This is a genomic window from Dasania sp. GY-MA-18 (genome assembly GCF_024734385.1).
Lineage (GTDB): Bacteria > Pseudomonadota > Gammaproteobacteria > Pseudomonadales > Dasaniaceae > Dasania > Dasania phycosphaerae.
In genome coordinates, this window is sequence record NZ_JANHAP010000010.1 from 96038 (window position 1) to 110039 (window position 14002).

14 protein-coding genes are annotated in these 14002 nt (G+C 49.0%); 7 read left to right on the top strand and 7 right to left on the bottom strand.

Translation table 11 applies throughout. The annotated features are described in order from the left end of the window. Nucleotides 1-12: 12 nt before the first annotated feature. The 3 genes from ampE to NO559_RS12870 all read right to left on the bottom strand — a co-directional run bounded on the left by ampE (nucleotide 13) and on the right by NO559_RS12870 (nucleotide 3952). Nucleotides 13-891, bottom strand: coding sequence for a regulatory signaling modulator protein AmpE (gene ampE / locus NO559_RS12860; RefSeq protein WP_258332254.1), 879 nt, complete (start codon nucleotides 889-891; stop codon nucleotides 13-15). After that, nucleotides 888-1454 carry a 1,6-anhydro-N-acetylmuramyl-L-alanine amidase AmpD gene (gene ampD / locus NO559_RS12865; protein ID WP_258332255.1) on the bottom strand — a complete coding sequence of 189 codons (567 nt, stop codon included), beginning with the start codon at nucleotides 1452-1454 and terminating at the stop codon, nucleotides 888-890. Before ampD ends, ampE begins: the two co-directional genes overlap by 4 nt. Before the next feature lie 86 nt (nucleotides 1455-1540). After that, nucleotides 1541-3952: a DUF1631 domain-containing protein gene (locus tag NO559_RS12870; RefSeq protein WP_258332256.1), complete on the bottom strand. Its 2412-nt coding sequence runs from the start codon at nucleotides 3950-3952 to the stop codon at nucleotides 1541-1543. A 312-nt stretch (nucleotides 3953-4264) separates the two neighbouring features. On the opposite strand from NO559_RS12870, the gene NO559_RS12875 reads away from it, so the two are divergent. Further along, nucleotides 4265-4777 carry a TIGR02281 family clan AA aspartic protease gene (locus NO559_RS12875; protein WP_258332257.1) on the top strand — a complete coding sequence of 171 codons (513 nt, stop codon included), beginning with the start codon at nucleotides 4265-4267 and terminating at the stop codon, nucleotides 4775-4777. Between the two features lie 50 nt (nucleotides 4778-4827). Then, complete coding sequence (gene nadC / locus NO559_RS12880; protein ID WP_258332258.1) at nucleotides 4828-5667, top strand: carboxylating nicotinate-nucleotide diphosphorylase; 840 nt, start codon at nucleotides 4828-4830, stop codon at nucleotides 5665-5667. A 203-nt stretch (nucleotides 5668-5870) separates the two neighbouring features. Here the strand turns inward: nadC and tfpZ are convergent, their stop codons facing one another. Together tfpZ and NO559_RS12890 are read right to left on the bottom strand one after the other, a co-directional pair. Beyond that, nucleotides 5871-6647 (bottom strand): TfpX/TfpZ family type IV pilin accessory protein, encoded by a 777-nt coding sequence (tfpZ, locus tag NO559_RS12885; protein ID WP_258332259.1) that lies wholly within the window; start codon nucleotides 6645-6647, stop codon nucleotides 5871-5873. Nucleotides 6648-6773: 126 nt separating this feature from the next. Continuing rightward, nucleotides 6774-7361 (bottom strand): pilin, encoded by a 588-nt coding sequence (locus tag NO559_RS12890; protein WP_309149075.1) that lies wholly within the window; start codon nucleotides 7359-7361, stop codon nucleotides 6774-6776. 316 nt (nucleotides 7362-7677) lie between these two features. Between NO559_RS12890 and pilB the strand changes: the two genes are divergently transcribed. Genes pilB through NO559_RS12920 form a run of 5 tightly spaced genes read left to right on the top strand, consistent with a single transcriptional unit; the run spans nucleotide 7678 to nucleotide 12352 of the window. After that, nucleotides 7678-9399 (top strand): type IV-A pilus assembly ATPase PilB, encoded by a 1722-nt coding sequence (pilB, locus tag NO559_RS12900; protein WP_258332260.1) that lies wholly within the window; start codon nucleotides 7678-7680, stop codon nucleotides 9397-9399. 3 nt (nucleotides 9400-9402) lie between these two features. Further along, nucleotides 9403-10620, top strand: coding sequence for a type II secretion system F family protein (locus NO559_RS12905; RefSeq protein WP_258332261.1), 1218 nt, complete (start codon nucleotides 9403-9405; stop codon nucleotides 10618-10620). A 2-nt stretch (nucleotides 10621-10622) separates the two neighbouring features. Further along, entirely contained in the window at nucleotides 10623-11507 is an 885-nt protein-coding gene (locus NO559_RS12910) for an A24 family peptidase (protein WP_258332262.1), read from the top strand. A gap of 4 nt (nucleotides 11508-11511) precedes the next feature. Then, the gene (gene coaE, locus NO559_RS12915) at nucleotides 11512-12120 is read left to right on the top strand and encodes a dephospho-CoA kinase (protein WP_258332263.1); all 609 of its coding nucleotides are present in this window, start codon (nucleotides 11512-11514) and stop codon (nucleotides 12118-12120) included. Between the two features lie 34 nt (nucleotides 12121-12154). Further along, the gene (locus tag NO559_RS12920) at nucleotides 12155-12352 is read left to right on the top strand and encodes a DNA gyrase inhibitor YacG (protein ID WP_258332264.1); all 198 of its coding nucleotides are present in this window, start codon (nucleotides 12155-12157) and stop codon (nucleotides 12350-12352) included. A 4-nt stretch (nucleotides 12353-12356) separates the two neighbouring features. Here NO559_RS12920 and mutT read toward each other — a convergent pair whose 3' ends face one another. Then, nucleotides 12357-12761: an 8-oxo-dGTP diphosphatase MutT gene (mutT, locus tag NO559_RS12925; protein WP_258332265.1), complete on the bottom strand. Its 405-nt coding sequence runs from the start codon at nucleotides 12759-12761 to the stop codon at nucleotides 12357-12359. Nucleotides 12762-12770: 9 nt separating this feature from the next. Beyond that, nucleotides 12771-13991, bottom strand: a complete 1221-nt coding sequence (argJ, locus tag NO559_RS12930) for a bifunctional glutamate N-acetyltransferase/amino-acid acetyltransferase ArgJ (protein ID WP_258332266.1) — start codon at nucleotides 13989-13991, stop codon at nucleotides 12771-12773. Nucleotides 13992-14002: the final 11 nt, after the last annotated feature.

Below are 14002 nucleotides of genomic sequence, written 5' to 3' on the forward strand. Positions count from 1 at the left end.
CTTAGGCCTGGCTTATAAAATCAGCTGTAATAGGGCGATAGCCACCAGCCAACACATGACGCTGCGCGATAGCAAAGCCTGTACGGCGTTAATTTCTCTTTCGCCTTGCTCTATGGCCTGCTCGGGCTCGCTGGATAAAAACACCTTGGTGTCGTCGTGTAGCGCGGCCAGGGCACAGCTATCTAATAGCTCCGGTAGCGGCTTGTTATCGCGCCCCTGTGCCAGCAGGTATTGGGCAGTGGTTTCAAAGCGGCCGGTTAGCGCAAAAGCACCTGCCAATAAGCGAGCAGGTAGCCAATCTAAGTAGTGAGTCACCTGCAAGGCCTGCTGCTGCAGTGGTTCATCTTGATCGCCATCGGCATGTACGTTGATACGCCCCGTCAAATAACACAGCCTATAGGCCAAAGCACCGGCGGGACCCAGCACTAAGAACCAAAACACCACCGCAAACCAGCGCTGGTAGCCTTCGTATAATAGGGCGGCGCGCACAGTGTTGTGCAGCGTTTGCGGATCGTCTATGGCCTCGCTTTGGTGAAAATCACCTATGGCTGTCGCTTTTTGGTAGGCCGATTCAAAATTGCCCGCCCGCCAACTCATTAAGTAGTGGTCTATAGCCTCGCTAAACTCGCCGCGACCTAAGCTATACAGTAGCACCAGCACATAGAAAACCAGTGACAGCAAACCAAACAAGACATCGGCAAGTAAAAGATCCAGCAGTGCCACGGCCAACAGTGGCAGCAGTACTATCAGCGCTAAGCTAATCGCCGGGTTGGTTATTTTATCGCTAATGCACTGCAGCCATGGCTGTAACCAGCCATCTTTATGCATAGACTGCTGCGAACCCCAAATCTGCAAAATAGCCAACACAATCAAAATGGAAAAGAAGATCATTGCAACTCCAATAGCTGGTAAAAGTAAGGCCAATCAAAGGCAGGGCCAGGGTCGGTTTTGCGACCGGGGGCGATAGTGCTGTGCCCGGTAATCCTGTCGCGGGTAATCGCCGGGTAATAGGCCTGTAGGTAATGGCTAACTTCGGCGAGCTTATTATATTGCGCCTGAGTATAGGCAATATCGTCAGTCCCCTCTAGTTCTATTCCTATACTGTAGTCATTGCAATTGGCCACCCCCGCAAAGCTGGACTGCCCGGCATGCCAAGCGCGTTGATCAAAAGGCACAAACTGGCAAACCTCACCGGCCCGGTTAATAAACAAATGTGCAGAAACGTGTAGTTGCGCCAAGTCGTGAAAACTGGGGTGGGCCTGGCAATCTAGGCAATTGGTAAATAACTGTTCTACATAGGGGGTGGCAAACTCACCGGCAGGTAAGCTGATGTTGTGTATGACTAATAAGCTAATGGTTTGCGGCTGAGGGCGCGCATTGTAGTTGGGCGAAGGCACATGCCGGCAAGTGGCGCTGGTGGCCAACCAATGACCCTGGCATTTTACTGTACTCAAGCGCGCCCCCCATTTATTGCCGTTTTTATGGGGGCAATCATACACCGTTAGGCGGCGGCTTCACCAGCTATAGCGTAGCCACAGGGCTAGGAAGCACTCTGTGATTTCATTTCGCGCAGGTTACCTATGACCGACTCCAGCGCTCTATCAAACAGCAGGCCATCATCCAATAACGAAACATCACCTTCGTCTACCGCCTGCCCCAGGGATGCTCTAGTATGCTCGGCGACTTTGATACCGGCCCGGTTAACAAAAATGTATTTGCCTGTGCCGCGAATAATGGCCGCTAAACGACAACGCAGTTTAGAGCCATCGTCCTGCAACATTTCCAGCCAGCTGCCTACCGCTAATTGGTCGACGCGGTGGTTGCTAGGCGCTTGCTCGGGGCTGATGGCCGGCAGAGGCTGGGAGCTGTCACTGTCTTCGCCAAAGCCTTCTAGCTCGTCCAACTCCTCTAGCTCAGCCAATAGCTCATCGGCGCTGGCGTTAGCGGCGGGTTGTTTTCGGCCTTCTAACAGTTGATCTAGCGTTTGCTCGCCAGCGGCTTGAGCAAGCTCTTCTTTAGGTGGCTGTGGGCTGGCCTGTGCTGCAACCGGCTCAAGCGCTGCAGGCTGCGCGGGCTGTTGGTTTTGTGGTTGCGCTGCTGTGCTATCTATTTTGGCCTCAGGTTTGGCCTCAGGTGCAGGTTCATTAGTAGCACTAATGAGCTGCTCATCATGTTGTTCCAAGGGCTCCGATAAGGTGGGTATAGTTTGCGCTGCAGCCGCCAAGGGCTGCTTTAATTGCGCTAGGTGTATGTTTTCTAACTCATCAAATAGCCGGTTCATCTCGAAGGGGTTGAAGGCAACCTGGGTTAGACCTTTACGCAGGGCGTTTAATAAGCTGGGGATTAGCTGTAGTAAGCGCTTACGGTCGGCACCTGTATCCATGGGTGACACGCTCCACAGCAAGTCATCTACCACTTGTACGGCCTCGGTCCAGTCGTGGCTAGCCTGGCCTTCTTTTAAGTTGATAAGAAACAGCACATTGCTCCAAGCGTCTTGCAATAAGCTCATAACAGCTGGCGGTAAGTCTACGCCTTGCAGTTTTTCTTGCAGCAACTGCTTAACCGCAGCGCGCGCTAACTCTGATTTCGCCTTGCCATCTTCGGCATCGAGGGTACGCTGCTCTATCAAGCTTGCGCGGCGACGCTCTAGCTCTAAAAAGGCATTAAAGTCACTGAGTATGTCATCAAATAATTCGGCGTTGTTGTCGTAGTCCTCTAACAATTGATCGACAATGGCGCCAATTTTTTTATACAACGGGTCGCGATCTAATTGCTGCGGCTCTTCCCAGCCCAATGCGGCAGTGGCCATGGCATTAAGCAGCTTTCTGGCGGGGTGGCCACCGCGACTGAAAAAGCTTTTATCTTGCATGGCTATACGCACTATGGGTATTTGCATGCGCGAGAGCTGAGTTTTAATAGGGGCGGCGAGGTTGCGGTCCTCTAACACAAATTGAAATAACATAGACACCAGATTGATGGTGTCATCATCCACCTGCCCTATGCTTAAAGCCTGGCCCGGCATGCGCTCCATGCACAAGCTGTTTAAGGCTTGCTGTATATCTAACTGTGCGGCAGAGTTCTCGGCGCTTTGCGCGGCCTGCTGCTGCACTAACTGTAATAAAGCCATCAGGCTGTCGCGTGGAATTTGTGGGGCATCACCGGCCGCCTGCAAACCCACCGCTTGCTGGCTGGCGCTAGCATGAGGGGCAGCCTTGAGCAGTGCCTGTAAATTAGCAAATACTGCACTTGCGCTGTCTTGCGGCGTAGCGCCTTTACTTGCCCCGCTCACCAAATTAGCGGCATTAGCATCGGCCAATACGCCCGAACTGGCCAAATGTGCATTGCAGGCGCTATAAACAGAACCCAAGCCCGCAATGACATAGCGATCAAATAATTTAAATAGCACTAGCTTGGTATTGATATCGGTATCTAAACTTTCGCAAGCGGCCATAAAAGCTTTACAAATAACAGCGGGGCCTAGCGGATTGCTTGCTGCGGTAAGGGTAGGCTGCTCGCCTAATAAGGCATTGAGGCGCGCCATAATTAAGGCTAAGGGCTCGACAAAGTTTTTTTCGGCCTTACTGACTAGCGAGCTGCTGGCCATTAGCTCTTCTAGTTGGTCGTGCTCTACCAAGCTCAACTCAGAAGCAGGCACCTCTTCTTGGTCAGCGGCCGATGAGTTGCCACTAACAGCTGCAAAAAAAGCTTCATCTATTGTTTTTAAAAACAGCAGCTCCATGCCGCGGCGCTTGAGCCTAACTTCACGCATGGACTCAAAGTACATATTTTGAGCGGCATTGCTGTCGGCCTTGTCGGCCATTTCAAAGAGAGCATCGTCAACATGATCAAACAGGGCCTGCAGTAAAGGCATACAGCTTTGCTGGGCACGCTCTTTAATATCCACAAATACCGCGGGCAAGCGCGCCTGCATATAGGCGCTGTCTATGGCCACGATCTTTGCCTGGTTCTTAGTCTGATTTTTTGATGTAAAGCCGAAATCAGCCATTACTCTCCTCGCTATCCCCGCGCTCCGGTTCAAACTTAATCACTGCTGATAGTATTTCGCGGTGATGCACTAGCGCAAAGCTAAAAAATTTATCTTGTCTTGATAGTATAAGATTTACTCCCCAGCAACCCGCCTCTTTGCGCCATATCGAGAACCTGGTCACAGATACTCCCCATACCGTTATAAACCCTAGTACAATTAGTTATTAAAGCATAATCAGGCGCCCGTACTCGTTATGAATCAACTATTTAGAGAGTCATGAATCAACCACCGCAGCAACGTAAACTAGGCACAGGCATGTATATCATGGCTTGGGTAATGATGATCGCGCTATTAGGCACGGGCTTTCAGCAGTGGTATGAGGATGAATTCAACCCCAACCAACAACCTCAAAGCCAACAAACACAAGGGCTTAGGGAGGTAGTGCTACACCCCAATCGCCAACACCATTACATTGTCAGCGGCACTATCAATCAGCAGGCAGTGGTGTTTTTATTAGATACCGGTGCCACTCATGTGGCCGTGCCAAGCCGGCTGGCTCAGCGCCTGCAATTAAAGCGCGGGCTAGCGCAGCAAGTAAACACCGCCAATGGTACGGCCACCGCTTACAGCACTGAGATTAAACATCTAAGCTTTGGTAACATCAGCCTGCACAATGTTAAAGCCAGCATCAACCCCGGCATGAACGGCGAGGTGGTTTTGCTAGGTATGAGCGCCCTCAAACAATTAGAATTTACTCAAAAAGGTGAATTGCTAATACTGCGGCAATAATACTAAGCTGCTAGAATAGCCAATCTTTAGACTAACGATAAAATCCGCACATGACACTACCGCACTACGCCCAGCAAGATTTAGCCAGCACCGTAAGCCACGCCCTAGCCGAAGACATAGGCGATGGCGATATTACCGCGCAGCTAATCCCCGCTACCGAACAGGCTCACGCTCGTATTATTACCCGCGAGCCCGCCATTATTTGCGGCCAAGCCTGGGTTAATGAAGTATTCAAACAACTAGACCCCAGCGTAACTGTGACTTGGCAAGTCAACGATGGCGACCTAGTGCTGGCAGATCAAGTCTTGTTTGAATTAAGCGGTCCGGCTAGAAGCCTGCTTACCGGCGAACGCACCGCACTCAACTTTTTACAGCTACTGTCAGGCACCGCCACCATCTGCCAACATTACGCCGACATAGTGGCCGACACCAAAGTAAAACTGCTAGACACGCGTAAAACCATACCCGGCCTACGCAACGCCCAAAAATACGCCGTTACCCAAGGCGGCTGCTACAATCATCGCATAGGCTTATACGACGCCTTCCTAATTAAAGAAAACCACATCGCAGCCTGCGGCGGCATCAACAACGCCGTAAGCACAGCTAAACAGCAAGCACCGGGCAAGCCTGTAGAAATAGAAGTGGAAAATATCGCCGAATTAAAGCTAGCCTTAGAAGCAGGCGCCGACATCATTATGCTGGATAACTTCAGCCTAGCCATGATGTGCGAGAGCATGGCCTTAACAGCGGGCAAAGCTAAACTAGAGGCATCAGGCAATGTAACCGATGAAACCTTGCTACCTATCGCGGAGACTGGGGTGGATTATATTTCTATTGGGGGTTTGACTAAGCATTGTCGGGCGGTGGATTTGTCTATGCGGTTTGTTTGAGTACATCATAACATAGCAGTCCTCGCTACCCCTCTCATCATCTCCTTTATCATGTTTATTTTATAAACCACAACATTTTCTGCATTAACCCAACAACGGGCTCAAACAGCATTAAACCAACCCAAGAGCTTAATGCTGTAATCAAAAAACTACCAATGAGGGATAAACATAGATAGTATCACTCAAGGCAACAATTTAGGCCTTTAATAGTGCCAAGGCTTCAGCTTAACAACTTCTTCAACCTCTGCAGTCTGATTATTAATCACCACAACAAGGTCTAACACCTCAGACTCTAAAGGAATAAAACCATAAAATGATGGCTCTAAAGAGTAACGACTTAGCAACTCTATAAGCATCGGATCAGCCTGCGAGTTAAACTCTTTTAAGCGCGCTAGGGGATATATTTTTTCTCTAATTCTTGGCTTGGCGGTTTCGTAAGGCTGGTAATATTGCGGAGTTTGCGCCAAATCACGCCCCTCACCCAAAGCCTTAAACAGCATATCTTGACGCTCTTGAGCTGAATCTGGTGCCATTGCTGCTATCCATTTCGGTCCCCATAAAGGCACCGATTGATACTCCCGATATGTCGCCTGTAATAAATCCTCTCGAGTTAAATCATTAGCATATACCAGCTCAAACCTATCAACAGCAAACACTACATATACAGGCCGAGCTATAAAAACCGTATAAATCCCACCTACCAGAGCAGTCAATTGAAACAAAAATATTATTAATAAATCCCTAGCTAACTCTTGCTTAGCCTTATTAAACACAACCAATGTAAGCAGAGGACCTAAACATATATCTACCAATAACAGCAATAGAAATATATCTGTCACTCCTGCAGCTGCGGCCAACTCACCAGGATACCAAACTCCGAAAACAACCAGCACCACTATAAATGCTATTACAGCACAATAAACTAAATGAATTAGCGAAGCGTGTAGGCGATTTTTTGCCGATAAAACCGTAAGCATCATTAAAACTCTTAAGCTATCTTCCTAAAAAACTAACCGAAACAACCCCAAGAACAACATCTCTTAAAAAACAAACATAAAAAAAGCAGCACTGATTAATCAGCACTGCTTTTAAAAAGGTTTCGCTTATTATGATCTACAAGCTGCTGGCGCATATTTAGCCAACAGAGTCGCTGCTGCTGGAGCAGCAATAGCACCTGCAGCACCTCTACCCGCAGCAAAACAATTCCAAATAATTGGACCTGTTGGAGGCGTACCAGCAACTAATGGAGCATTATTAGCCGAAGGAATTAAAACCAAAGTGTTACGCGCAGGTACATCCACACGACTTGTATAAGCAATATCGATCTGACCTGTCGCCGTAGTTACTGCAAGAGATATTACACTTGGTGAACCAACACCAGTACCGGCAGCATCACCTACAACGCTAGTACAAACACCTGCAGCACTACATAATTGGGCTGCACCTGTAGCTGCAACGTTCAGACCGGCATTGCGCATACCTGCAGCCAAACCACCATTAGCGTCAGGAGTTGCATTTGAAGCATTGTCGCCAATTATTAACTTAATCTCAGAAGCCATCGCTAAACCTTCTGTAACACGTCCACGAATTGTGTAATCTTGATAAGCTGGCAAAGCTGTAGCCGCCAAAATACCCACTATCGCCACCACGATCATTAATTCAATTAAGGTAAAACCCTTTTGTACTTTTTTCATTGTGTTTCTCCTAAGGTAACATTTACTTTATTGAGGTCGTCTGACCCCATTAAAATTTTGCCAGTGCCTTTCATCACTTGGGTGTTTACATATCAACTTGTATGCCAACTTCTCTACACCCTTAGTTTCAAAACTAAAAACTAGTTGAAAAATAAGGGATTACAAGCAAAAACTGGAATTTTGTTTAAATTATAGTAGCCTTACCAACATGCAGCCTTTTATAGGTATAAGTCTCCATGAAACGCACTTTATGACATATTTTGTCAGTAAATATTAATAATTAGAGCCTAACCACCTTATTACGTAGACACTAGACATGAATACTGAAGCCCCTATTGCACTCAATGGTTTAGCCCGACGCTTAGTAAGAGATGGCAGTCTGAGTGAAGAAATAGCCCAAAAGGCCCAACAAGAGGCCAGCAAAGACAAAAAGCACTTTGTCAGCCATTTGGTCACCAACAATTATCTAGACAGTGCCACCATAGCCGAGGCCGCTGCCGATGAATTTGGCGCCCCCCTGTTTGACCTCTCAGCCTTTAATAAAGAGGTCATCCCCAAAGAGTTGATCGATATTAAACTGGTGCAAAAACACCACTCCCTGCCTTTGTTCCGCCGCGGTAACCGCTTGTTTATTGCTGTATCTGACCCCACCAACCTGCGCGCCCTGGATGAAATCAAGTTTCACACAGGCATCAACACTGATGCCGTACTGGTTAATGAAGAGCTGCTCGCGCAAGCGCTGATAGATTTTATCGAGGCCAATGATGAACCTCTGGGCGGACTGGGTGACTTAGAAGACGCTGGCCTAGAAGATCTGGACATTGAAGCGGTAGATGAAGAAGGCGGAAAAGATGATAAAGGTGCAGACGGTGCCGACGAGACCCCCATCGTACGCTTTGTTAACAAGGTATTAATAGACGCCATCAAAACCGGCGCCTCCGACATACATTTTGAACCCTATGAAAAAAGCTATCGGGTGCGCTTTAGGACAGACGGCATCCTGCACGAAGTAGCCCGCCCGCCTATGTCACTGGCGGGCAGGTTATCTTCACGCCTTAAGGTGATGTCGCAGATGGATATTTCTGAGCGCCGCCTGCCTCAGGACGGCCGCATTAAGATGAAGCTTTCCAAAAAGCGCGCCATAGACTTCCGGGTTAATACTCTGCCCTGCCTGTTTGGCGAGAAGGTGGTGCTGCGTATTTTAGATCCCAGCAGTGCACAGATGGGCATAGACGCCCTAGGCTACGAGCCCGAGCAAAAAGACATGTATATGCAGGCGCTACTACAACCACAGGGCATGATCCTAGTAACCGGGCCTACCGGTAGTGGTAAAACCGTATCGCTATACACCGGCCTTAATATACTCAATGAGCCCGAGCGCAATATCTCTACCGCCGAAGACCCAGTGGAAATCAACCTAGAGGGGATTAACCAGTGCCATGTTAACCCCAAGGTGGGGCTGACCTTTGCCGAGGCTTTGCGCTCTTTTCTACGCCAAGACCCGGATATTATTATGGTGGGGGAGATACGCGATTTGGAAACCGCCGAGATCTCCATCAAGGCCGCGCAAACCGGCCATATGGTTATGTCTACCCTGCACACCAATAGCGCAGCCGAAACCATTACCCGCTTGATGAACATGGGGGTTCCAGCCTTTAATATCGCCACTTCGGTTAATTTAATCATTGCGCAACGGCTAGGGCGGCGTTTATGCTCTCACTGCGCAGAACCTGCCGACATCCCTAAAGAAGTATTATTAGAAGAAGGCTTTTTAGAAAGTGATTTGGAAGATCTAAATCTAATGAAGGCTGTAGGCTGCGATAAATGCGCCAATGGCTATAAAGGCCGTGTGGGGATTTATGAAGTCGTTCGCATTACTCCTGCCCTGTCTCAGATTATCATGGACGGCGGCAACTCTATCGACATAGATAAAATTGCCAGGCAAGAAGGCTTTAATGATTTACGGCGTTCCGCCTTATTAAAGGCCGCCCAAGGTTTAACCAGCTTAGAAGAAGTTAACCGCGTTACCAAGGATTAATCGATGGCTACCACAATAAAAACAAGCACCTTTACCTATAAAGGCACGGATAAACAAGGCAAAGAGGTTAAGGGCGAAATACAGGGTTCTAACCAGACCATGGTAAAAGCTCAGCTGCGCAAGCAAGGAGTGATTGCCAAGTCGGTAAGAAAGAAAGCAAACCCCATACTTATCGGGGGCGGAAAAAAAATCAAACCCGCTGACGTTGCTATTTTCACTCGCCAGCTAGCTACCATGATGAAGGCTGGTGTCCCGTTAGTACAGAGCTTCGACATAGTAGCCGAAGGCCTAGACAACCCTTCTATGCGTGACTTAGTGATGGAAATCAAGAATGATGTCGCCTCAGGATCTGGCTTTGCCCCCTCTATAGCCAAGCACCCTAAGTATTTTGATGACTTGTTTTGCAGCTTAATCGCATCAGGCGAACAGTCCGGTACGCTAGAGACCATGCTGGACAGGGTAGCCACCTACAAGGAAAAATCCGAGGCTTTAAAGGCAAAAATCAAAAAAGCCATGACCTACCCCATCGCCATTTTAGTGATAGCACTAGTCGTTACGGCATTATTATTAATCAAAGTCATCCCGCAATTTGCAGAGTCCTTCACTAGCTTCGGCGCAGATTTACCTGCGTTTACAAAAATGGTTATGGGCCTCTCTGACTTTGTAATCGAATGGTGGTTGATAATACTAGTAGGCATCATAGGCTCAGTCTTCACACTAAAAGAATCTATAAAACGCTCTGAAACAGTATCACTAGCTGCAGACAAAATCATTTTAAAAGTCCCCATCGTTGGCGATATTATTTATAACTCTATCATCGCCCGCTTTGCTAGAACTCTATCAACCACTTTTGCAGCAGGCGTGCCCTTGGTAGACGCCCTGCAAGCAGTGGCCGGCACCGCTGGTAACGTCATCTACAAAGATGCCATTATCAAAATTAAAGATGATGTCACCACTGGCACCCAGCTCAACCAATCCATACGGGCCTCAGGCCTATTTCCCAGTATGGTGCTACAAATGGTGGCTATAGGTGAAGAATCGGGCGCCCTGGACAGCATGCTAGAGAAAGTCGCCATACATTTCGAAGACGTGGTAGATAATATGGTCGACAATATGACCGCGCTACTAGAACCCATTATCATGGCGGTTCTGGGCGTATTAATTGGCGGCTTAATGATAGCTATGTACCTCCCCATCTTTATGCTGGGGTCTGCCATATAACCATGCAAACACTTATCGATTTATACCCCCTCTACCCCGCTTTATTTCTCAGCGGGGTAATTATTTTAGGGCTGCTGGTAGGCAGTTTTCTCAACGTCGTGATATACCGCCTGCCGGTGATGATGGAAAAGGAGTGGAAGTCAGAATGCCGTTTTATTCTTGAACTGGATGAAGAATGCGACGATGACCAAAATGAAAAGTTTAACCTCGCCTTTCCCCACTCCCACTGCCCTAAGTGCAAACAGGATATTAAACCCTGGCAAAATATTCCGGTTGTTAGCTACTTACTATTGAAAGGGAAATGCGCCAACTGCCAAACCCCCATATCAGCTCGCTACCCAATCATAGAAGCTGTGTGCGGCATTTTATCGGGGGTGATAGTTTGGCAGCTGGGCATGGGCTACGAAGCACTGGCTGCCCTATTGTTAACCTGGGCCTTAATCGCCCTCACCATGATAGATGCCGATACTCAGCTACTCCCCGATCAAATCACCCTGCCTTTATTATGGCTGGGGCTAATCTGCAACGCCTTTGGCCTGTATACCAACTTAGAAAATGCACTCTGGGGAGCCGTATTCGGCTACCTAAGCCTATGGTCGGTATACTGGGCCTTTAAGTTATTAACCGGTAAGGAAGGCATGGGCTTTGGTGATTTTAAATTACTTGCGGCCTTAGGCGCTTGGATGGGCTGGCAGAGCCTGCCTATAATTATCCTGCTTTCTTCTTTGGTTGGCGCAGTCATAGGCATTAGCTTAATGCTGATTAACAATAAGGGCCGCGACACCGCCATACCCTTTGGCCCTTATTTAGCCATAGCAGGCTGGATAGCGTTTTTATGGGGCGATAATATCACCCGTAGCTATCTGCAGTTTGCGGGCCTCTCATAAGGTCATGGCGGCAGCACAACCCTTTACTATAGGTTTAACTGGCGGCATAGGCAGCGGCAAAACCGCAGCTAGCGATTATTTTAAGCAGCTGGGCATAACCGTGGTTGATGCCGATGTAGTCGCGCGTTTAGTTGTTGCCAAAGACAGCCCAGCCCTAGCCAGCATCGCCCAACACTTTGGTGATAGCGTACTGCACAGCAATGGTGAGCTGCATCGCGCTCAGTTGCGAGATATTATTTTTCAAGATCCTGCGCAAAAGCAATGGTTAGAGCAGCTGCTGCACCCGCTGATACGACAAACTATTGAGCAGCAACTGACCGAGGCCACTGGCCCCTATGCCATCTTTGTTTCACCCTTATTACTAGAAACCAATCAGCACCAGCTATGCGACCGCATACTGGTAATAGACGTGCCCGAAGCCACGCAATTGCAGCGCGCCTGTGGCCGCGACCACAACAACCCTGCCCAGATTCAACGTATCATTGACAGCCAAATCTCTAGGCAACAGCGCCTCGCATTAGCCGACGACGTAGTGGATAACAGCCAAGATATTGCCGCACTGCAGCAAAAACTTGCTAAACTACACCGCCACTATTTAACCCTAAGCCCTTAGTACGCTACACACAAAACCTAGTAAAGCTATTGTTATGACCGACACCCTCGTTATCGAATGCCCCAGCTGTAAACGCAAATTGCAATGGGATAGCAACAACCCCTACCGCCCCTTTTGCTCACAGAGCTGTAAAGACAAAGACTTTGTCGCCTGGGCCAACGAGGAAAACGTTATAGGCGGCAACTCGGTGTATGACGATTTATTATCGGGTGACTTACCGCCACAGGAATAAAATTTTAAGCAGGCAGTAGTGACTGCATCACCGCAGCAATAATAGGCTGATTCGCCTTGGGGAAGTCATAACGGCTTAACTCAGCAGCAGCCAGCCACTGCAAGGGCTGGCCTTCGCGGCCTTGGGGCTCACCGCTAAACTCATGCACCCACCACACATCTAAATGCACGGCTTTGTCGCCGTAATCGTGATGGATCTCAGTCAAGGCGGCAAAACGCTGCGCCACTATGCCTAACTCTTCTTGCAGCTCTCTAATCAGCGCCTGCTGTACAGTTTCACCCTGCTCTACTTTGCCACCGGGAAACTCCCACAAACCGCCCTGATGGCTGTCGTCGGGGCGCAGAGCAATCAGAATCTGCTGCTGGGCGTTAACAATAACGCCCACGGCAACATGTACGACTTTGCTCACACCACCACCTTAGCTGCGATAATCGGCGTTAATACGCACATAGTCGTAGGATAGGTCCGTAGTCCACACCGTGCTTTGCTGCTCGCCCCTAGCCAAGTCTATGGTGATGGTTATCTCTTCTTGATCCATTACCGCCTGGCCCTGCTCCTCGGTATAGCTGGCCGCGCGACAACCACGCTCGGCAATAAGTACCTCGTTGAGGCTAACACTGACCAAGCTCACATCTAACTCAGGTACACCGGCGCGCCCTATCGCCGCCAATAAACGCCCCCAGTTAGGGTCACTGGCAAACAAGGCTGTTTTCACCAAGGGTGATTCGGCAACGGTAAAGGCTACATCTAAAGTTTCCTGCTCGGTTTTGCCGCCCAGCACTTTTACTGTCACAAATTTACTGGCACCTTCACCATCGCGCACTAGGCCTTGCGCCAGCTCTATAAAGACACTGCAAATCGCATCGTATAAGGGCTGATACAACGCATCCGTTTTGCTCGTAACTTTAGCTAACGCCGTCTTGCCAGTGGCCACCAAAATGCAGGCGTCATTCGTAGAGGTATCACCATCTATCGTAATACGGTTAAAGGATTGATTACTGGCCTCTAACACCATGTCATTTAGCAAGGCCTGATCAACCGCCGCATCAGTGGCGATATAACCCAGCATGGTGGCCATGTTAGGCTTGATCATGCCCGCACCTTTGGCTATACCGGTAACCGTCACAGTTTGGCCATCAAAGTCAAATTGCCTAGAGGCCGCCTTAGGGCGGGTATCGGTGGTCATAATACCTTCGGCAGCTAGCACCCAGTTATCGGGCTTTAAGTCGGCGATAGCCTGGGGGATGGCCGCAGCGATTTTATCTACCGCTAATAGCTCACCGATAACGCCGGTAGAAAAGGGCAACACCTGCTCAGCACTTACCTCAGCTTGTTCAGCCAATAATGCACAGCACTGCTCGCTATCGAGTAGCCCTTGCTCACCAGTACCCGCATTGGCATTGCCGGTATTAACCAGCAAATAGCGCGGTGTTTGCGCGGCTATGTGACGCTTGGCCACCTGCACGGGCGCGGCACAAAAAGCGTTCTTGGTAAAAACCCCCGCTACTGCTGCCCCTGCACAGATTTCCATCACGACAAGATCGCGTCGCCCCGGTGTTTTTATGCCAGCACTGCCTATACCTAAACGAAAACCCTCAACATTGTGCAACTCAGGTAAATTTCCAGACCCTACTGCCATTTTAATACTCC

Excerpts from the sequence above, each read along its gene's own strand:
- NO559_RS12920 (WP_258332264.1), top strand. The coding sequence starts at position 12,155 with ATGACCGACACCCTCGTTATCGAATGCCCCAGCTGTAAACGCAAATTG.
- ampE (WP_258332254.1), bottom strand. The coding sequence starts at position 891 with ATGATCTTCTTTTCCATTTTGATTGTGTTGGCTATTTTGCAGATTTGG.
- nadC (WP_258332258.1), top strand. The coding sequence starts at position 4,828 with ATGACACTACCGCACTACGCCCAGCAAGATTTAGCCAGCACCGTAAGC.
- NO559_RS12890 (WP_309149075.1), bottom strand. The coding sequence starts at position 7,361 with ATGAAAAAAGTACAAAAGGGTTTTACCTTAATTGAATTAATGATCGTG.
- pilB (WP_258332260.1), top strand. The coding sequence starts at position 7,678 with ATGAATACTGAAGCCCCTATTGCACTCAATGGTTTAGCCCGACGCTTA.
- argJ (WP_258332266.1), bottom strand. The coding sequence starts at position 13,991 with ATGGCAGTAGGGTCTGGAAATTTACCTGAGTTGCACAATGTTGAGGGT.
- NO559_RS12910 (WP_258332262.1), top strand. The coding sequence starts at position 10,623 with ATGCAAACACTTATCGATTTATACCCCCTCTACCCCGCTTTATTTCTC.
- coaE (WP_258332263.1), top strand. The coding sequence starts at position 11,512 with ATGGCGGCAGCACAACCCTTTACTATAGGTTTAACTGGCGGCATAGGC.
- NO559_RS12905 (WP_258332261.1), top strand. The coding sequence starts at position 9,403 with ATGGCTACCACAATAAAAACAAGCACCTTTACCTATAAAGGCACGGAT.
- tfpZ (WP_258332259.1), bottom strand. The coding sequence starts at position 6,647 with ATGATGCTTACGGTTTTATCGGCAAAAAATCGCCTACACGCTTCGCTA.
- NO559_RS12875 (WP_258332257.1), top strand. The coding sequence starts at position 4,265 with ATGAATCAACCACCGCAGCAACGTAAACTAGGCACAGGCATGTATATC.